A 15,617-nucleotide genomic window follows, 5' to 3' on the forward strand; every position below is an offset into this window, starting at 1 on the left:
TGAGTCATCTGTTAACGAAGCGTCATCGTGTGAAGTTAAGACCCTGACGAACGCTCAGCAGTTCGCCGTTATACTCGGCCCGGCAGGGCATGCCCACAGTAAATTGCGGCCCCGTCTCACCCCTATCGAAATACGTTGAGGATTGAAGTTGTTTTCTCCAGATCCATATCGCGTGATGGCTACCGAATCCTTCCGGGGTTCGGCCCTCCGGGCTAAAGCTGTGAGCGCGCCATGCTGCGTTGCGGGACTTGGTAAGGAAACGACCCTTACCTGCGTCCCGCGCCTTGCCTGGCACGCTCACAGCTTTAACGCGACTCGCAATTTACTGTGGGCACGCCCTGGGGAGCCAGTATGAATTCGTTGCCAATCGATGAAGTTTTACCCGCCCTGCGTGAAGCGTTGGCGACACGCCATGAAGCCGTGCTCGAAGCACCGCCCGGCGCTGGTAAAACCACCCGCGTGCCCTTGACCCTGCTCGATGAAGCGTGGTTGAACGGGCAGACCATTCTCATGCTCGAACCCCGTCGGTTGGCCGCGCGCGCAGCCGCAGAACGGCTGGCCAGCGAGCTGGGCGAGAAGGTCGGTGAAACCGTCGGTTATCGCATCCGTCTCGACAGCAAGGTCGGCCCCAATACGCGCATCGAAGTGGTCACCGAAGGCATTCTCACCCGGCGTTTGCAGGACGACCCGGCGCTGGACGGCGTGGGCCTGCTGATCTTTGACGAATTTCACGAACGCAGTCTCGACGCCGATCTGGCGCTGGCCCTCAGTCTGAACGGTCGCGAACTGTTTCGAGCTGAACAACCGCTGAAGATTCTGCTGATGTCCGCCACCCTCGAAGGCGAGCGTCTGGCCGGGTTGCTCGACGACGCGCCGATCCTGCGCAGCGAGGGCCGGATGTTCCCGGTGACGATGCGTTGGGGCCGGCCGTTCCAGCCCGGCGAATACATCGATCAACGCGTCACGCAAACGGTGCTCGAAGCCCTGCACGACGAAACCGGCAGCCTGCTGGTGTTCCTGCCGGGGCAGGCGGAAATCCGGCGTGTTCATCAGCAACTGGCGGATGCCATCGGTGAGCGCAGTGACGTCTTGCTCTGCCCGTTGCACGGCGAACTCGACCTGAACGCCCAGCGTGCCGCCATCGACCCGCCCCCGGCCGGCCAGCGCAAAGTGGTGCTGGCCACCAACATCGCCGAGACCAGCCTGACCATCAACGGCGTGCGTGTGGTGATCGATGCCGGGCTGGCGCGGGTGCCGCGTTTCGATCCGGGCAGCGGCATGACTCGCCTCGACACCCAACGCATCTCCAAGGCCAGCGCCACCCAGCGCGCGGGCCGGGCCGGGCGTCTGGAACCGGGCGTGTGTTATCGCCTGTGGTCGCAGGATCAGCATGAACAACTCGCGGCCTATGGCAGTGCGGAAATCCTTTCGGCGGATCTCGCCGGTCTCGCTTTGCAACTCGGGCGTTGGGGCGTCGCGCCGAGTGATCTGATCTGGCTGGACGTGCCGCCCGCAGCCGCTTATGCACAGGCGCAGGATCTGTTGCAGCGCCTCGGTGCGCTGGACGGTGAAAGCCTCAACCGCCACGGTCAGGCCATGGCCGAACTGCCGGCGCATCCGCGCATCGCGCATTTATTGCTACGCGGTCAGGCGTTGGGGCTGGCGACCATGGCGTGCGACGTCGCTGCGTTGCTCGGCGAGCGGGATATCTTGCGCGGCGCCGGGGCGGATCTGCACAGTCGTCTGGTGCTGCTGTCCGGCGAAGAACGTGCGGCGCGCGGCGCTCAGGGCGGCGTGCAGCGCGCCCGGCAACTGGCGCGGCAGTATCGCGGCTACCTGCGCGGTAAGGCGAGCGAGCCGGTCAGCGATCCGGATCACCCGCGCTGGCTCGGTGCGCTGCTGGCGCTGGCCTACCCGGATCGCGTCGCCCAGCAGCGGCGTGCCGGTGGTGCCGAATATCGACTGGCCAACGGCCGTGCGGCGTTGTTCGCCGAAGCCGACAGCCTGATGAAGGAACCGTGGATCGTCATCGCCGACCTCGGCAGCCGTCAGGGCCAGCGTGAGGAACGGATTTATCTGGCGGCGGATTTCGATCCGGCGCTGTTCGATTCGGTGCTGGCCGAGCAGGTGCACAACGTCGATCAACTGGACTGGGACGAACGCGAAGGCGTGCTGCGCGCCGAGCGTCAGCGCAAGGTCGGCGAACTGATCCTCAGCCGCGAGCCGCTGACCGGTCTCGACGAAAACGCCCGCAGTCAGGCGCTGGTCAATCTGGTACGGCGCAAGGGTCTTGAACTGCTGCCGTGGACCCCGGAACTGCGCCAGTGGCAGGCGCGAGTCGCGTTGCTGCGCCAGCTCGATCTGGACACCAAGGGCGACAGCCAATGGCCGGATGTCAGCGACGCCACGCTGCTGCAAACCCTCGAAGACTGGCTGATGCCTTATCTGGGCAAGGTCTCGCGGCTCAGCCATTTCGCCAACCTCGACCTGTCGAACATCGTCCGTAATCTGCTGCCATGGCCGCTGCCGCAGCAACTCGACGAACAGGCACCGAATCACCTGAGCGTGCCGTCGGGCTCGTCGATTCGCCTCGACTACAGCGAGCAGCCACCGATTCTCGCCGTGCGTTTGCAGGAGTTGTTCGGCCTCGCCGACACACCGCGCATTGCCGGCGGGCGGCAAGTGGTCAAGTTGCATCTTCTATCGCCAGCACGGCGGCCGGTGCAGGTGACGCAGGATCTGGCCAACTTCTGGCGCAGCACCTATGCGGAAGTGAAGAAGGATTTGAAGGGGCGGTATCCGAAGCATTACTGGCCGGATGATCCGCTGGTGGCTGAAGCCACTGCGCGGGCCAAGCCGCGCGGTACGTGAGGTTCAGCGACTGGCCTTGGCCGTCAGTTGTTCCCGGCAATAATCGGCAAACAACTGCGCCGGTTTGGTCAGTTGTCCGCGTTTGAGCCATGCGGCCACGAGGCCTGAGCCGGTGACGTCTTCGACGATGTCCACGCACACGACTTTCTTGCCGTCGTAGGTGCATTCCGAATGTGGGCGGGTGACCAGGATCGAGAAGCCGAAACCCTGGCCGACCATGCCGCGCACCATTTCGATCGACGGCGAGCTGAACTCGATGCGTGGCGACAGCCCGAGTTCTTCGAACAGGCTGACGAAGTAGGTGCGGCTCGGTTGTACGTCGAGCAGGATCATCGGTTCCAGGCACAAGTCCCGCAGCGACACTTGTTTGAGCTGAGCGAAGCGGTGATCTGCCGGGAGCAGGGCGTAGGGCCGCTGGGCCGGCATCAAGGGTTCGGTTTCGATGGTGGCGTCGAGGTCGTGCTTGTACAGGATCGCCAGGTCGAACGTGCCCGAGGTCAGGCCTTGCACCAGTTCCTGTTGTTCGCCGTCGCGGATGCGGATCTTCACCCCCGGATACAGCGCCGAGAAGCCGGCAATCAGTTGTGGCAAGTACAGCGGCGCGACGGTTTCGAAACAGCCGATATCGATCTGCCCGGCCACCACGTCGTTGTCGGCGAGGGCGTTCTGTTCGAACTCCTTGGCCATGCGCAGCAGTTCCTGAGCCTTGCGGAAGAACCGCGCACCGCTGGGTGTCAGGGATACGCCCTGAGCGTGATGGCGGATCAGCAGTTGCACGCCGAAGCTGTCTTCCAGCCCCTTGATCGCCGTGGAAATCGCCGGTTGCGCGATGTACAGCTTGCGCGAGGCTTCGGCGACGCTGCCGCATTCGACGGTGGTGATGAAGTATTTCAACTGACGCAGGTTGTAAGCGGCCACGGTGAACCTCAAAGCGAACGGATTCCACATCCAAGCAATTTGTAAGCCGCCGGCCTCCGTTCTGTCGGCGGTTTTTTTGTCCCTGAACAATAGCCCCATACGTGCGCGAAGGGGCCATCGGCTGGTTACCTTTTTTATTGTCTGCGAAGACATTTTTACTGGTTTTAGCTCGCACGGGCCTGAGCGACTATCTCTGCGCACTGTTCTCAAAAGAATAAAAGTCCAAGGAGCAACCACCGTGTTCGAGCTTGCAGACTGGCAGCGCAAGGCCGCTGAATTGAGTTTTCCCGATCAGGCCGTGATCGACGGCAAGTTGCGTTCAGCGCAGTCGGGGCAGACCTTTGCCGCGATCAACCCGGCCACCGGCCAGCTTTTGGCAAACGTCGCCGCGTGCGGTGAAGAAGATGTCGCCGCGGCGGTGCGCAATGCGCGGCAGGTATTCGAGGCCGGCACCTGGGCCGGGCGTTCACCGACCGAGCGCAAGCAAGTCTTGCTGCGTCTGGCGGATCTGATTCTGGCCAATCGCGAAGAACTGGCGCTGCTCGATTCGCTGAACATGGGCAAACCGGTGATGGACGCTTACAACATCGACGTGCCGGGCGCCGCCGGGGTGTTCCGCTGGTACGCCGAAAGTCTCGACAAACTCTACGATCAGGTCGCGCCGAGCGCTTCGAATGTGCTGGCGACCATCACCCGCGAAGCGCTGGGCGTGGTCGCCGCCGTGGTGCCTTGGAACTTCCCGCTGGACATGGCCGCGTGGAAACTCGCCCCGGCGCTGGCGGCGGGCAACTCGGTGATCCTCAAACCCGCCGAGCAATCACCTTTTTCCGCATTGCGTCTGGCCGAACTGGCGCTGGAGGCCGGGCTGCCGGCCGGTGTGTTGAACGTGCTGCCGGGGCTCGGCGAACAAACCGGTAAAGCCCTGGGCCTGCACCCGGATGTCGATTGCCTGGTGTTCACCGGCTCGACGCAGGTCGGCAAATATTTCATGCAGTACTCCGCGCAGTCGAACCTCAAGCAGGTGTGGCTGGAGTGCGGCGGCAAGAGCGCCAACCTAGTGTTCGCCGACTGCAAGGATCTGGATCTGGCGGCGCAGAAAGCCGCATTCGGGATCTTCTTCAATCAGGGCGAAGTCTGCTCGGCCAACTCGCGATTGCTGGTGGAGCGCTCGATTCATGATGAGTTCGTCGAGCGACTGAAGGCTCAGGCCGAGCGCTGGCAGCCGGGCGATCCGCTGGATCCGGCGAGTGCGGCCGGGGCGATTGTCGAGACTCGTCAGACCGAAAGTATTCTGCGCTTCATCCACCAGGCCGAACGCGAAGGCGCGACCCTCGTCTGCGGCGGGCGACAGCTGAGTTTCAACGGTTCGGACAACTACGTTCAGCCGACGATTTTCACCGACGTGCAGCCGCACATGACCCTGTTTCGCGAAGAAGTGTTCGGCCCGGTGCTGGCGGTGATTCCGTTCGATGACGAAGCCCACGCCTTGCAACTGGCCAACGACAGCGTCTACGGTCTGGCGGCGTCGCTGTGGACGGATGATCTGCATCGCGCGCACCGGGTGGCGCGGCAATTGCGAGCCGGTACGGTGTCGGTCAACAGCGTCGATGCGCTGGACGTGACCGTGCCGTTCGGCGGCGGCAAGCAATCCGGTTTCGGCCGCGATCTGTCGCTGCACTCGTTCGACAAATACACCCAGTTGAAAACCACCTGGTTTCAACTGCGCTCATGACAGCCGCTCACAACAAAAAAGGAGATCCGGCGATGACCACCTCACGTGAAACCCGCGACTACCAGGCCGCCGATGCAGCGCACCACATTCATGCGTTCGTCGACCAGAAGGCCCTCAACGACGAAGGCCCACGGGTGATGGTGCGTGGCGACCGCCTGCACCTGTGGGACAACGATGGTCGGCGCTACCTCGACGGCATGTCCGGGCTGTGGTGCACCAACCTCGGCTACGGGCGCAAGGACCTGAACGCGACGGCGAGCCGGCAACTGGAGCAGTTGCCGTACTACAACATGTTTTTCCACACCACTCACCCGCAGGTGATCGAGCTCTCCGAGCTGCTGTTCAGCCTGCTGCCGGGGCACTACAGCCACGCGATCTACACCAACTCCGGCTCCGAGGCCAACGAGGTGCTGATCCGAACCGTGCGCCGTTACTGGCAGGTGCTGGGCAAGCCCGAGAAGAAAATCATGATCGGCCGCTGGAACGGCTACCACGGTTCGACCCTCGCGGCGACGGCCCTCGGCGGCATGAAGTTCATGCACGAAATGGGCGGGATGATTCCCGACATCGCGCACATCGACGAGCCGTACTTCTTCGCCCACGAAGGCCACCTGACTCCGGCGGAATTCGGCCTGCGGGCGGCACAGCAACTGGAAGCGAAGATCCTCGAACTGGGCGCGGACAAGGTCGCAGGTTTCATCGCCGAACCGTTCCAGGGCGCGGGCGGGATGATCTTTCCGCCGGAAAGCTACTGGCCGGAAATCCAGCGTATCTGCCGCAAGTACGACGTGCTGTTGTGCGCCGATGAAGTGATCGGCGGCTTTGGTCGCACGGGTGAATGGTTCGCCCACGAATACTTCGGTTTCGAGCCGGACACCCTGTCCATCGCCAAGGGTTTGACCTCTGGTTACATCCCGATGGGTGGCTTGATCCTGTCGAAGAAAATGGCCGACGTGCTGGTGGAGCAGGGCGGTGTGTTCGCCCACGGCCTGACCTATTCCGGGCACCCGGTGGCGGCGGCGGTGGCGATTGCCAACCTCAAGGCATTGCGCGATGAAGGCGTGGTGACGCGGGTCAAGGATGACATCGGGCCGTACCTGCAACAGTGTCTGCGCGAGGTGTTCGGCAATCACCCGTTGGTGGGCGATATCCAGGGCACGGGCATGGTCGCGGCGTTGCAACTGGCCGAAGACAAGGCGACACGCAAGCGCTTCGCCAACGAGAACGACATCGCCTGGCGCTGCCGCACGATCGGTTTTGAAGAGGGGGTGATCATTCGCTCGACCCTGGGGCGAATGATCATGGCGCCGGCGTTGATTGCCAGTCGTGAAGAGATTGACGAGCTGGTGGGCAAGACGTTGAAAGCGCTGGATCGTACGGCGCAGGAATACGGCCGGCTCTAACTCCCAATATCGTTCCCACGTCGAGGCGTCGAACCGTCTGCGTGGGAACGCCTCAAGGGACGCTCCGCGTTCCAGCTCTCGAATGGGACGCAGAGCGTCCCGGGCTGCATTCCCACTCGGAGCGTGGGAACGATCTCCGCCAGACTTTTCCCAATCTGCACCCACCTCGGGCACCCCCGCCCGACGCGCCCTTTCGCGGTGCGCACTACCCAGTTTTTTCATCGTTCGCGTCTAACTATTTCCTCGTTTTCCTGACGCCAAGCCTGGGTCAACATCGATTTCGCCAGCCAAGGCATTGCCCGTCAGAGTCCAGCAGAGACCGCAGCGTGCAATCGCGACACCACGGCTGGCCGTACTGCCCATGACAACTAAATCAACAGCGTTGGGAGTGCTCCATGAACAAGTCCTTGTTTACCCGTCTTGCATGTCCTCTGGCGATTTCCGCCCTTTCAGTCACCGGCGCCCAGGCCGGCACCTTGTCGATCGGCCACACCACGTGGGTCGGTTACGGCACCCTGTATCTGGCCCAGGATCTGGGCTACTTCAAGGAAAACGGCCTGACCGTCGAATTGCCGGTGGTCGAAGAAGCCTCGATGTACATGGCCGCCCAGGCGTCCGGGCAATTGTCCGGCTCGGCCTCGACCATCGACGAAGTGCTCAAGTACCGCCCGCAGTTCTGCTTCAAGGCCGTGGCCGCGCTGGATGACAGCCATGGCGGCGACGGCGTGCTGGTCGGCAAAAACGTGAAGAGCCTGCAAGAACTCAAGGGCCAGGCCGTGGCCGTCAATGAAGGTTCGACCTCGCAGTTCTGGCTGTCGTACCTGCTGAAAAAGAACGGCATGAGCATGAGTGACATCACCGTGCAGAACATGACCGCCGACGATGCCGCCACGGCGTTCATCGCCGGTCGTGTGCCGGCCGCCGTGACTTGGGAACCGCATCTGTCGATGGTGCGCGACAAGCAGCAGGGCAAGGTGCTGATCGACAGCAGCAGTACGCCGGGTGTGATCGTCGATGTGGTGGCGCTCAACTGCACGGTGATCGAGAAGCAGCCGGAAGACGTCAAGGCGCTGGTCGCCGGTCTCTACAAAGCGGTGCAGTACACCAAGGACCATCCACAGAAAGCCTACGAAATCATGGCCAAGGGCGTCGGCGGTTACCTGTCCGATCCGAAGGAACTGGCCGCCGCCGCGCAGGGCGTGCGCTTCTACGATCAGGCCATGAGCGAGAAGCTGCTGGGCAAACCCGGCGCGCCGGGTGACAGCGCACCGCTGATCAAACTGGCCAATGAAACCGCCAGCGAATTGCAGGGCAAGCCCTACAACGTCAGCAACGACGATCTGGTGGATAACCGTTTCGTCAGCCCGCTCTAGGAGACTGGTCATGTTCAAGCGCAATTCATGGCTGAGCCGCTGCATCACGCCGAAGACCGGATTGCCGGTGCCGGTGGTGTGGAGCGCCAGCGGTCTGGCCTGGGTGTTGCTGGTCGGCCTGTGGGCCGGGTTGTCCTACGGCGGCATCGTGCCGGGGATGTTCCTGCCGACGCCCGGCGCGGTGGTTGAAGCCGCCGTGCGCCTGAGCCGCGACGGCACCCTCGGCCAGCATGTCTGGGCCAGTGTCGAAGTGGTGATGGTGGGCTTCATCGTGTCGTCGCTGGTGGCAGTGCCGCTGGGCTTGCTGATGGGCAGCTTCCGTATTGTCCAGGCGTTCCTCGAACCGCTGGTGAATTTCATCCGTTACCTGCCGGTGACCTCGTTCGTGCCGCTGTTCATCCTGTGGATCGGTATCGGTCTGGAGCAGCGGGTGTCGGTGATCATTTTCGGCGTGTTCTTCCAGCAACTGGTGATGGTCGCGGACGTGTCCAAAGGCATTTCCAAGGATTTGATCAACGCCTCTTACACCCTCGGTTCCAACCGGCGTGACGCGGTGCTGCATGTGATCGCCCCGGCGTCGTTGCCGGGTGTGCTCGACACCTTGCGGGTGACCATGGGCTGGGCCTGGACCTATCTGGTGGTCGCCGAACTGGTCGCCGCATCGAGTGGCCTCGGCTACTTGAGCCTCAAGGCCATGCGCGGCTTTCAGGTGGATGTGATTTTTCTCGCCATCGCGATCATCGGCCTGCTCGGCCTGGTCACCGATCAACTGTTCCGCTTCTTGCGTTTGAGGATTGCCGCATGGGCTCAGTAACCGCTGCCAACCGTCGTTTCATCGAGCCGGTCGCCGCACCGGCACTCGCCGCGCCAAGGTTGCAGGTGGACAAGGTCAGCCTGCGCTACAGCAAACCCGGCGGCGGAACATTCACTGCGCTTGAAGAAGTGTCGTTCGAAGTGCCGGATCAGCAATTCGCGGTGCTGGTCGGGCCGTCAGGCTGCGGCAAGTCGAGCCTGCTGTACCTCACCGCCGGCCTGGCCGAGCCGACATCCGGCGAGATCTACGTCGGCGGCCAGCAAGTGCAGGGCCCCGGCGCGGATCGCGGGATGGTGTTCCAGAGCTACACGCTGTTCCCATGGCTGACCGTGCGGCAAAACGTCGAGTTCGGCCTCAAGCGTCGGGGCATGCCGGCGGCGCGGCGCAAGGAGATCGTCGATCACTATGTGCATGAAGTCGGGCTGTCCGGGTTCGCCGACAACTACGCCAAGCAGTTGTCCGGCGGCATGATGCAGCGGGTGGCGATTGCCCGGGCGCTGGCCAACGACCCGCAGATCCTGCTGATGGACGAACCCTTCGGCGCCCTCGATAGCCAGACGCGCCTGCAAATGCAGCAACTGTTGTTACGGGTGTGGGGCAACAGCAAGAAGACTGTGTTGTTCGTCACTCACGATATCGACGAGGCGATCCTGCTCGGCGACCGGGTGTATGTGATGGGCGCGCGGCCCGGGCGGATCAAGCAGATCCTGGATGTGCCGATCGAACGACCGCGCACGCTGGACATGGTCATGGAGCGCTCGTTCATCGACATGAAACGGCAGATCTTCGGGCTGTTGCACGACGATCTCGAAGAGGCTCACTGAGATCAGTTGGGTGGCAGGAGGAACTTCGCAATCACCGGCAGATGATCGGAAATGCGCAACGTATCGTCCTGACGCACCGTGGCCTCGACCCGTTTGATCTTCGGGCTGTAGAACAGGTAATCGACCGTGCGGTCCGGGCCGTTGAGGCCGGGGTCGTTGGGGTAATGGGTCAGCCACTTGGCGCGGTCGATGCCGCCGGCTTCGTTGTTGGTCGGGATCATCGGGTACTTGTCCCACAGCAGATGCAGCGCACTGTCCACGGAGTAGGGCGTGCGCTGTTCGGTGGGCAGGCGCCGGTACTGGCCGAGCGGCAAGAGGTTGAAGTCACCCCCGATCAGCCACGGCGTGCCGTGGCTTTCGTGTTTGTCGAGAACCTTGGCCACCGCCGTCACTTGCGCCTGCAAGGTTTCGTCCGGCTGCATGGCGCGATCCAGATGCGTGTTGAACACCACCAGTTGCCCGCCATCGCTGAACGGCAGGGTGGTGGCGAGCAGGGCGTTTTTCGGCTGGAACTGGCGGCTGATGATATTCAGCGGCTGCACCGGCAATTGCAGGCGTTCGGCGTGTTCGATGCGCAAGCGACTGAGCGTTGCGAGTTGCCGGCCGACGCTGCCGAAGACATGCGGATCCGGGACAAAGTCGGCCTTCCAGTCGAAGGCATGGGCACTGCACGGGTAGAGGTCGGCGAGGCGTTCCTGCAACAGCTTGAGCTGGTTCTGATAGTCGCTGGCCTTGGCGCCGTCATCCAGTTCCTGCAACAGCACCACGTCGGGCTGTTCGTCGCGGATCACCCGCGCCACTTCATCGAGGCTGAACGCCATGTCTTCCGGGGTGGGTGCTTCGTCGTCGCCTTGCGCCAGGTCATTCCAGAACACGTAACGCTTGCCGGCCAGGTATTGCACGTTCCAGGTCATGACCTTCAGCGCCTGGCCGGGCACCAGCGTCGGCGGCTGCCCGGTGCAACTGACCGGCAGGGTCTCCCGGGCATCGGGGCGCCAGGTCAGGCTGAAAATCATCACGCCGGTCAGGGCGACGGCCAGCAGCACGGAGAGCAGGATGTAGCGCAGTAGACGGGTCATGGCTCGGCTTATAGCGATACGGAAGTGGTCCCGAGCATACCCGAGACCCGTCGCTCAGCCCAAGCGCGGAGCGGTCAGGCTATTCCGTCACGTTTGTCGGGCAATTCGCTGATCAGCATGAACAGCCGGAACAGCACCACGCTGGTGAACAGTTGCAGGAAGCTGTGGCCACTGTCGATCAGCACGGCGATCAACGGATTTTGCGGATCGGGATAGACCTGCAAGGTCAGGCCCTTGAGCAGCCACAACGGCCCCATCACACAGAGGATGCACGCCAGAATCCGCAGGAAATGCCCACGGCTCAGGCGCAGGCTTTCCTTCATCGCCTGCAACGGGCCGTAGCCGCGCAGCACCAGCAGGTATTCACCGAAGGCCAGGGTGACCATCAGCCACAGGCCTGGCAGGAAATACAGGGACAGGCCCAGCAGGATCAACATCGTGTTGAGCGCAGTGAGCACGGCGAAACGCGGCCACAGGCGCGCCGACATCGCCAGCAGATCGAGGTTTTGCGGGGATTCGCCGCGGGTGCGGGCGTCGAGAAACAGGATCAGCGCGGCGGTGTACAGCGGATAGACCAGCAGGCCGACGATCACGCTGATGGCCGAATAACCGTCCGGGTCGCTGGCGCGATCGACCACTTGTTGCAGCGCGGCTTCGAAGATCACCAGCGGCAGGCACAGCTGGACGATCCGCACCAGATTGCGTTTAAAGAAATACAGCGAGTCACGCAGCACATCGAAGGCATTCATCAGTCGGTATCGCAGGTCAAAAACAGTGGCTCACTTTAACCGATGATGTGCTGCCGGGCGCAAACGTAAACGTTCGGTAAAGACCATTGAAACATTCTGTCACTGCCTCCATTACAGAGGTGCGCCTCCTCCACTGTGGAGGAGGGCAACGTTATCCCCGGCAATCTACGAGGTCGCCATGAACAGCGAAGAGCAAACCCTGATCGATGGACTGTTTTCCCGGCTGCAACAGGCCGAAACGGAGGCAGCCCCGCGTGACGCCCAGGCCGAGGCGCGGATCAAGGAACACCTGACGCGCCAGCCGGCCGCAGGCTATTTCATGACCCAGGCGATTCTGGTGCAGGAGGCCGCGATCAAGAGCCTCGACGAACAGAACAAACAACTGACTCAACAGGTTCAGCAACTGCAGGCCGAACTGCAATCGGCCAAGGCGCAAAGTGCTGCCCCGGCGCCGAGCGGCGGTGGTTTCCTGTCGAGCATCTTCGGTGGCAGCAGCCCGCGCCCGGCGCCGACCCAAAGCGCCCCGGCTTCTACTGGCGGCTGGCGTGAGCCGGCACCGCAGCAGAACTTCGGTGCACCCGCGCCACAACAGAACTTTGGCGCGCCACCACCGGGTTATGGCCAACAGCAAGCGGCCCCGGCGGCGGGCAGCAGCTTCCTCGGCGGCGCCCTGAAAACCGCGGCCGGTGTGGCCGGTGGCGTGATGCTGGCACAAGGCATCAGCAGCCTGTTCCATCACAACCAGCAGCCGGAAGAAATCGTCGAAGTGATCAAGGAAGAGCCTGCGCAAGTGGCCGATCAGGGTAATAACGGTTGGGGCGATGACCAGCGCATGGCCAACAACGATTCCTTCGGCAACAACCAGGGTGGCTTCACCGACACCGACTACAGCGATGACAACTCATCGTTCTTCGATGACGACGATTCCTTCGTCTGATTCACCATTCGTCCGGGGCGCCTGAGCGCCCCGGGCCGATTATTCGCGGAACCTTCCTTCGGGCTGGCATACTGAGCGCCTTTTTCGGGCCTGGTGCCTGATCCGGCTCATGCGCGTCAGCGCTCACAGGAACTCCGGTGAAAAAAATCGCAGTGTTCGCCGATGTGCAGAACCTCTACTACACCGTGCGTCAGGCCTATGGTTGCCACTTCAACTACGCGGCACTGTGGGCGGACATCAGCAAGGACGGGCAGATCGTCGAGGCCTATGCCTATGCGATCGACCGGGGCGACAGCAAACAGCAGCAGTTCCAGCAGATCCTGCGCAACCTCGGTTTCACCGTGAAACTCAAACCCTACATCCAGCGCAGCGACGGCTCGGCCAAGGGCGACTGGGACGTGGGCATCACCCTCGACATCATGGACGCCGCCGACCACGTCGACGAAATCGTCCTGGCCTCCGGTGATGGCGATTTCGACATGCTGCTCGAACGCATCATTAACAAACACGGCGTGCAAGCGGTGGCCTATGGCGTTCCCGGCTTGACCGCCAACTCGCTGATCCGCGCCGCCAGCCGTTATGTGCCGATTGAAGGCACGCTGTTGCTCAAGAATTGAACGGAGTTGAACCCGGTTTGGAACGCATTGCAGTCATCGACTTTGAAACCACCGGCATCTCGCCGAGCAGCAGCTGCCGGGCCACGGAAATCGCCGTGGTCATGCTGGAAAACGGCCGCATCGTCGAGCGTTACCAGAGCCTGATGAACGCCGGCGTACGCGTCCCGGCCTTCATCGAACAACTCACCGGCATCAGCAACGCCATGCTGCGCACCGCGCCTTCGGCCGAGCAAGTGATGAACGAAGTCAACGAATTCGTCGGCTGCACGCCCCTGCTGGCGCACAACGCTGCGTTCGACCAGAAGTTCTGGGACTTCGAACTGGGCCGGATCAAGCGCACCCGTTTGCAGAACTTCGCCTGCTCGCTGCTGCTGGCCCGCCGCCTGATGCCGGCGGCGCCGAACCACAAGCTCGGTACGCTCACGACCTTCGCCCAACTGCCGCATACCGGCCAGGCCCACCGGGCGATGGCGGATGCGGAGATGGCGGCGAACCTGCTGGCGCATCTGGCGGATGAGTTGCGGCGCAAGCATGGGGTGCGGGAGCTATCGCACGACCTGCTGTGCAAATTGCAGAAAGTCCCGGCCGCTAAAGTCGGCGAACACCTCCAGCGCTATCGCTGAAGTCCACCCCTGGTTGATCGTTCCCACGCTCCGCGTGGGAACGAGCGGCAGTAGGTGTTATTGCCTCAGGGTTTGCCGTTGCCCTCGATATGACCGAGCGGCACCCGCTTCTCTATCGCACTCGACAATACAATCGACGTCTTGCTGAACCCGAATTTCGCCACCCGGTTGATCAGCTCTTCCAGCTCGGTCATCGAGCCCACGGCGGCCTGCATGATCACGCACGGGTCGCCGGTGACGCGGTGGCATTCGGTGAGTTGCGGAATTCTGATCAGTTCGTCGTACACCTTCGGGTTGCCGTGCTGGTTCAGGCGCAGTTCGATGACGCACTGGATCGGCAGGCCGAGCTTGGCCATGTCGACCTTGGCCGAGTAACCGGTGATGACGCCGCTGGCCTCGAGTTTGGCCACGCGCTCGGCGACGGCGGGGGCGGAGAGGTTCACTTTGCGGGCGAGATCGGCGTAGGACGCGCGACCGTTTTCGAGCAGGGCGCTGAGCAGCATGCGGTCGTATTTGTCCAAGGTCGGACTCCTGAAAATGCCAGACTTTCGAAATCGCGGTTTTGGCCGTCGATCTCCGTGTTTTCAAAAGTGTACCGGCGCTATAAACAGGTTTTGTAACTTATTTTTAGCGGTTGGCCTTTCTAGAATAACCAGTCTCCCTGCCTTGATGTCGAGTCGTCTCATGTCTGCCGTGCGCCGTTTTTCCTTGCCGCTGATCGCCGCGTTTTTTGCGTTGTACGTGATTTGGGGATCGACCTATCTGGTGATCCGCATCGGCGTCGAATACTGGCCGCCGCTGATGCTTGGCGGCGTGCGCTTCGTGATCGCCGGCAGCCTGATGTACGCGTTCCTGCGTTGGCGCGGGGCACCGGCGCCGACCTGGGCGCAGTGGAAAGCGGCGGGGATCATCGGGATTCTGTTGCTCAGTTTCGGCAATGGTGCGGTGACCCTGGCCGAACACAGCGGTGTGGCGTCGGGTGTTGCCGCACTGGCAGTGGCGACGGTGCCGCTGTTTACCTTGCTCTGCGGTTATTTCTGGGGCGCTCGCAACACGCGTCTGGAATGGGCCGGGGTGGCGATGGGGATTATCGGCATCGCGATGCTCAACATGGGCTCCAACCTGCAATCGAGCCCGCTGGGCGCGGCGCTGCTGATTTTCGCGGCGGCGAGCTGGGCGTTCGGTTCGGTGTGGAGCAAGCACCTGCCGCTGCCTCAAGGCGCAATGGCCAGTGCGGTGGAAATGCTGGTCGGCGGCGTGGTGCTGCTGATCGGCAGCGCGGCCAGCGGTGAACACCTGCAGGCCATGCCGCCACTGGAAGGCTGGTTGGCGCTGGCATACCTGATTTTCTTCGGCTCGATCATCGCCTTCAACGCCTACATGTATCTGTTGAAAAACGTCCGTCCGGCGGCGGCCACCAGTTATGCCTATGTGAACCCGGCGGTGGCGGTGTTGCTGGGGATCGTGTTTGTCGGCGAGACCATCGGGATCGAAGAGGCGCTGGCGATGCTGGTGATCATCGGCGCGGTGGTGCTGATCGGTCTGCCGCAGTGGCGCCGTCCACGGCAGCTGCCGGTGGTCACCGAGCCGGCTGCCGCAACGAAGGCCATAGCGACGGAGCAGCGTGCGAATTAGGGTAAACTGCGCGCCATCGCACACTTTGCTCTGATTTTTCCT

At 62.5% G+C, this 15,617-nt stretch carries 14 protein-coding genes; 10 read left to right on the forward strand and 4 right to left on the reverse strand.

Going from position 1 to position 15,617, the window contains the following annotated elements; all coding sequences use genetic code 11:
* Nucleotides 1–351: 351 nt before the first annotated feature.
* On the forward strand, nucleotides 352–2,871 hold the full coding sequence (gene hrpB / locus AC1RR7_RS22330; protein WP_493158450.1) for an ATP-dependent helicase HrpB: 2,520 nt from the start codon (nucleotides 352–354) through the stop codon (nucleotides 2,869–2,871).
* Between the two features lie 3 nt (nucleotides 2,872–2,874).
* Here hrpB and AC1RR7_RS22335 read toward each other — a convergent pair whose 3' ends face one another.
* Nucleotides 2,875–3,789 (reverse strand): LysR family transcriptional regulator, encoded by a 915-nt coding sequence (locus AC1RR7_RS22335; protein ID WP_007958716.1) that lies wholly within the window; start codon nucleotides 3,787–3,789, stop codon nucleotides 2,875–2,877.
* 238 nt (nucleotides 3,790–4,027) lie between these two features.
* Between AC1RR7_RS22335 and AC1RR7_RS22340 the strand changes: the two genes are divergently transcribed.
* The 5 genes from AC1RR7_RS22340 (at nucleotide 4,028) to AC1RR7_RS22360 (ending at nucleotide 9,935) form a co-directional block, all read left to right on the forward strand.
* Nucleotides 4,028–5,521, forward strand: a complete 1,494-nt coding sequence (locus AC1RR7_RS22340; protein ID WP_273536390.1) for an aldehyde dehydrogenase — start codon at nucleotides 4,028–4,030, stop codon at nucleotides 5,519–5,521.
* 32 nt (nucleotides 5,522–5,553) lie between these two features.
* The gene (locus tag AC1RR7_RS22345) at nucleotides 5,554–6,924 is read left to right on the forward strand and encodes an aspartate aminotransferase family protein (RefSeq protein WP_493158452.1); all 1,371 of its coding nucleotides are present in this window, start codon (nucleotides 5,554–5,556) and stop codon (nucleotides 6,922–6,924) included.
* 395 nt (nucleotides 6,925–7,319) lie between these two features.
* Entirely contained in the window at nucleotides 7,320–8,297 is a 978-nt protein-coding gene (locus tag AC1RR7_RS22350; RefSeq protein ID WP_096820810.1) for an ABC transporter substrate-binding protein, read from the forward strand.
* A 10-nt stretch (nucleotides 8,298–8,307) separates the two neighbouring features.
* Nucleotides 8,308–9,111 (forward strand): ABC transporter permease, encoded by an 804-nt coding sequence (locus tag AC1RR7_RS22355; RefSeq protein WP_085732919.1) that lies wholly within the window; start codon nucleotides 8,308–8,310, stop codon nucleotides 9,109–9,111.
* Complete coding sequence (locus AC1RR7_RS22360; RefSeq protein WP_064382153.1) at nucleotides 9,099–9,935, forward strand: ABC transporter ATP-binding protein; 837 nt, start codon at nucleotides 9,099–9,101, stop codon at nucleotides 9,933–9,935. Before AC1RR7_RS22355 ends, AC1RR7_RS22360 begins: the two co-directional genes overlap by 13 nt.
* 2 nt (nucleotides 9,936–9,937) lie before the next feature.
* Here AC1RR7_RS22360 and AC1RR7_RS22365 read toward each other — a convergent pair whose 3' ends face one another.
* Nucleotides 9,938–11,014, reverse strand: coding sequence for an endonuclease/exonuclease/phosphatase family protein (locus AC1RR7_RS22365; protein WP_493158454.1), 1,077 nt, complete (start codon nucleotides 11,012–11,014; stop codon nucleotides 9,938–9,940).
* A gap of 74 nt (nucleotides 11,015–11,088) precedes the next feature.
* The gene (locus tag AC1RR7_RS22370; protein ID WP_493158455.1) at nucleotides 11,089–11,763 is read right to left on the reverse strand and encodes a YciC family protein; all 675 of its coding nucleotides are present in this window, start codon (nucleotides 11,761–11,763) and stop codon (nucleotides 11,089–11,091) included.
* A gap of 178 nt (nucleotides 11,764–11,941) precedes the next feature.
* Between AC1RR7_RS22370 and AC1RR7_RS22375 the strand changes: the two genes are divergently transcribed.
* From AC1RR7_RS22375 to AC1RR7_RS22385, 3 genes are all read left to right on the forward strand, one after another.
* Nucleotides 11,942–12,700 carry a DUF2076 domain-containing protein gene (locus tag AC1RR7_RS22375; protein WP_096820813.1) on the forward strand — a complete coding sequence of 253 codons (759 nt, stop codon included), beginning with the start codon at nucleotides 11,942–11,944 and terminating at the stop codon, nucleotides 12,698–12,700.
* 137 nt (nucleotides 12,701–12,837) lie between these two features.
* On the forward strand, nucleotides 12,838–13,317 hold the full coding sequence (locus tag AC1RR7_RS22380) for a LabA-like NYN domain-containing protein (RefSeq protein WP_493066462.1): 480 nt from the start codon (nucleotides 12,838–12,840) through the stop codon (nucleotides 13,315–13,317).
* A gap of 17 nt (nucleotides 13,318–13,334) precedes the next feature.
* Nucleotides 13,335–13,940: a 3'-5' exonuclease gene (locus AC1RR7_RS22385; RefSeq protein ID WP_039771802.1), complete on the forward strand. Its 606-nt coding sequence runs from the start codon at nucleotides 13,335–13,337 to the stop codon at nucleotides 13,938–13,940.
* 65 nt (nucleotides 13,941–14,005) lie between these two features.
* Here AC1RR7_RS22385 and AC1RR7_RS22390 read toward each other — a convergent pair whose 3' ends face one another.
* Nucleotides 14,006–14,461: an Lrp/AsnC family transcriptional regulator gene (locus tag AC1RR7_RS22390; RefSeq protein ID WP_102621133.1), complete on the reverse strand. Its 456-nt coding sequence runs from the start codon at nucleotides 14,459–14,461 to the stop codon at nucleotides 14,006–14,008.
* 163 nt (nucleotides 14,462–14,624) lie between these two features.
* Between AC1RR7_RS22390 and yedA the strand changes: the two genes are divergently transcribed.
* Nucleotides 14,625–15,575, forward strand: coding sequence for a drug/metabolite exporter YedA (yedA, locus tag AC1RR7_RS22395; RefSeq protein WP_096820816.1), 951 nt, complete (start codon nucleotides 14,625–14,627; stop codon nucleotides 15,573–15,575).
* Nucleotides 15,576–15,617 lie beyond the last annotated feature (42 nt).

The organism is Pseudomonas sp. GW821-FHT11G12 (assembly GCF_058808055.1).

What these genes read in the sequence shown, in the direction of transcription:
- hrpB (WP_493158450.1), top strand. Translation starts at nt 352, where the DNA reads ATGAATTCGTTGCCAATCGATGAAGTTTTACCCGCCCTGCGTGAAGCG.
- AC1RR7_RS22345 (WP_493158452.1), top strand. Translation starts at nt 5,554, where the DNA reads ATGACCACCTCACGTGAAACCCGCGACTACCAGGCCGCCGATGCAGCG.
- AC1RR7_RS22350 (WP_096820810.1), top strand. Translation starts at nt 7,320, where the DNA reads ATGAACAAGTCCTTGTTTACCCGTCTTGCATGTCCTCTGGCGATTTCC.
- AC1RR7_RS22355 (WP_085732919.1), top strand. Translation starts at nt 8,308, where the DNA reads ATGTTCAAGCGCAATTCATGGCTGAGCCGCTGCATCACGCCGAAGACC.
- AC1RR7_RS22360 (WP_064382153.1), top strand. Translation starts at nt 9,099, where the DNA reads ATGGGCTCAGTAACCGCTGCCAACCGTCGTTTCATCGAGCCGGTCGCC.
- AC1RR7_RS22365 (WP_493158454.1), bottom strand. Translation starts at nt 11,014, where the DNA reads ATGACCCGTCTACTGCGCTACATCCTGCTCTCCGTGCTGCTGGCCGTC.
- AC1RR7_RS22370 (WP_493158455.1), bottom strand. Translation starts at nt 11,763, where the DNA reads ATGAATGCCTTCGATGTGCTGCGTGACTCGCTGTATTTCTTTAAACGC.
- AC1RR7_RS22375 (WP_096820813.1), top strand. Translation starts at nt 11,942, where the DNA reads ATGAACAGCGAAGAGCAAACCCTGATCGATGGACTGTTTTCCCGGCTG.
- yedA (WP_096820816.1), top strand. Translation starts at nt 14,625, where the DNA reads ATGTCTGCCGTGCGCCGTTTTTCCTTGCCGCTGATCGCCGCGTTTTTT.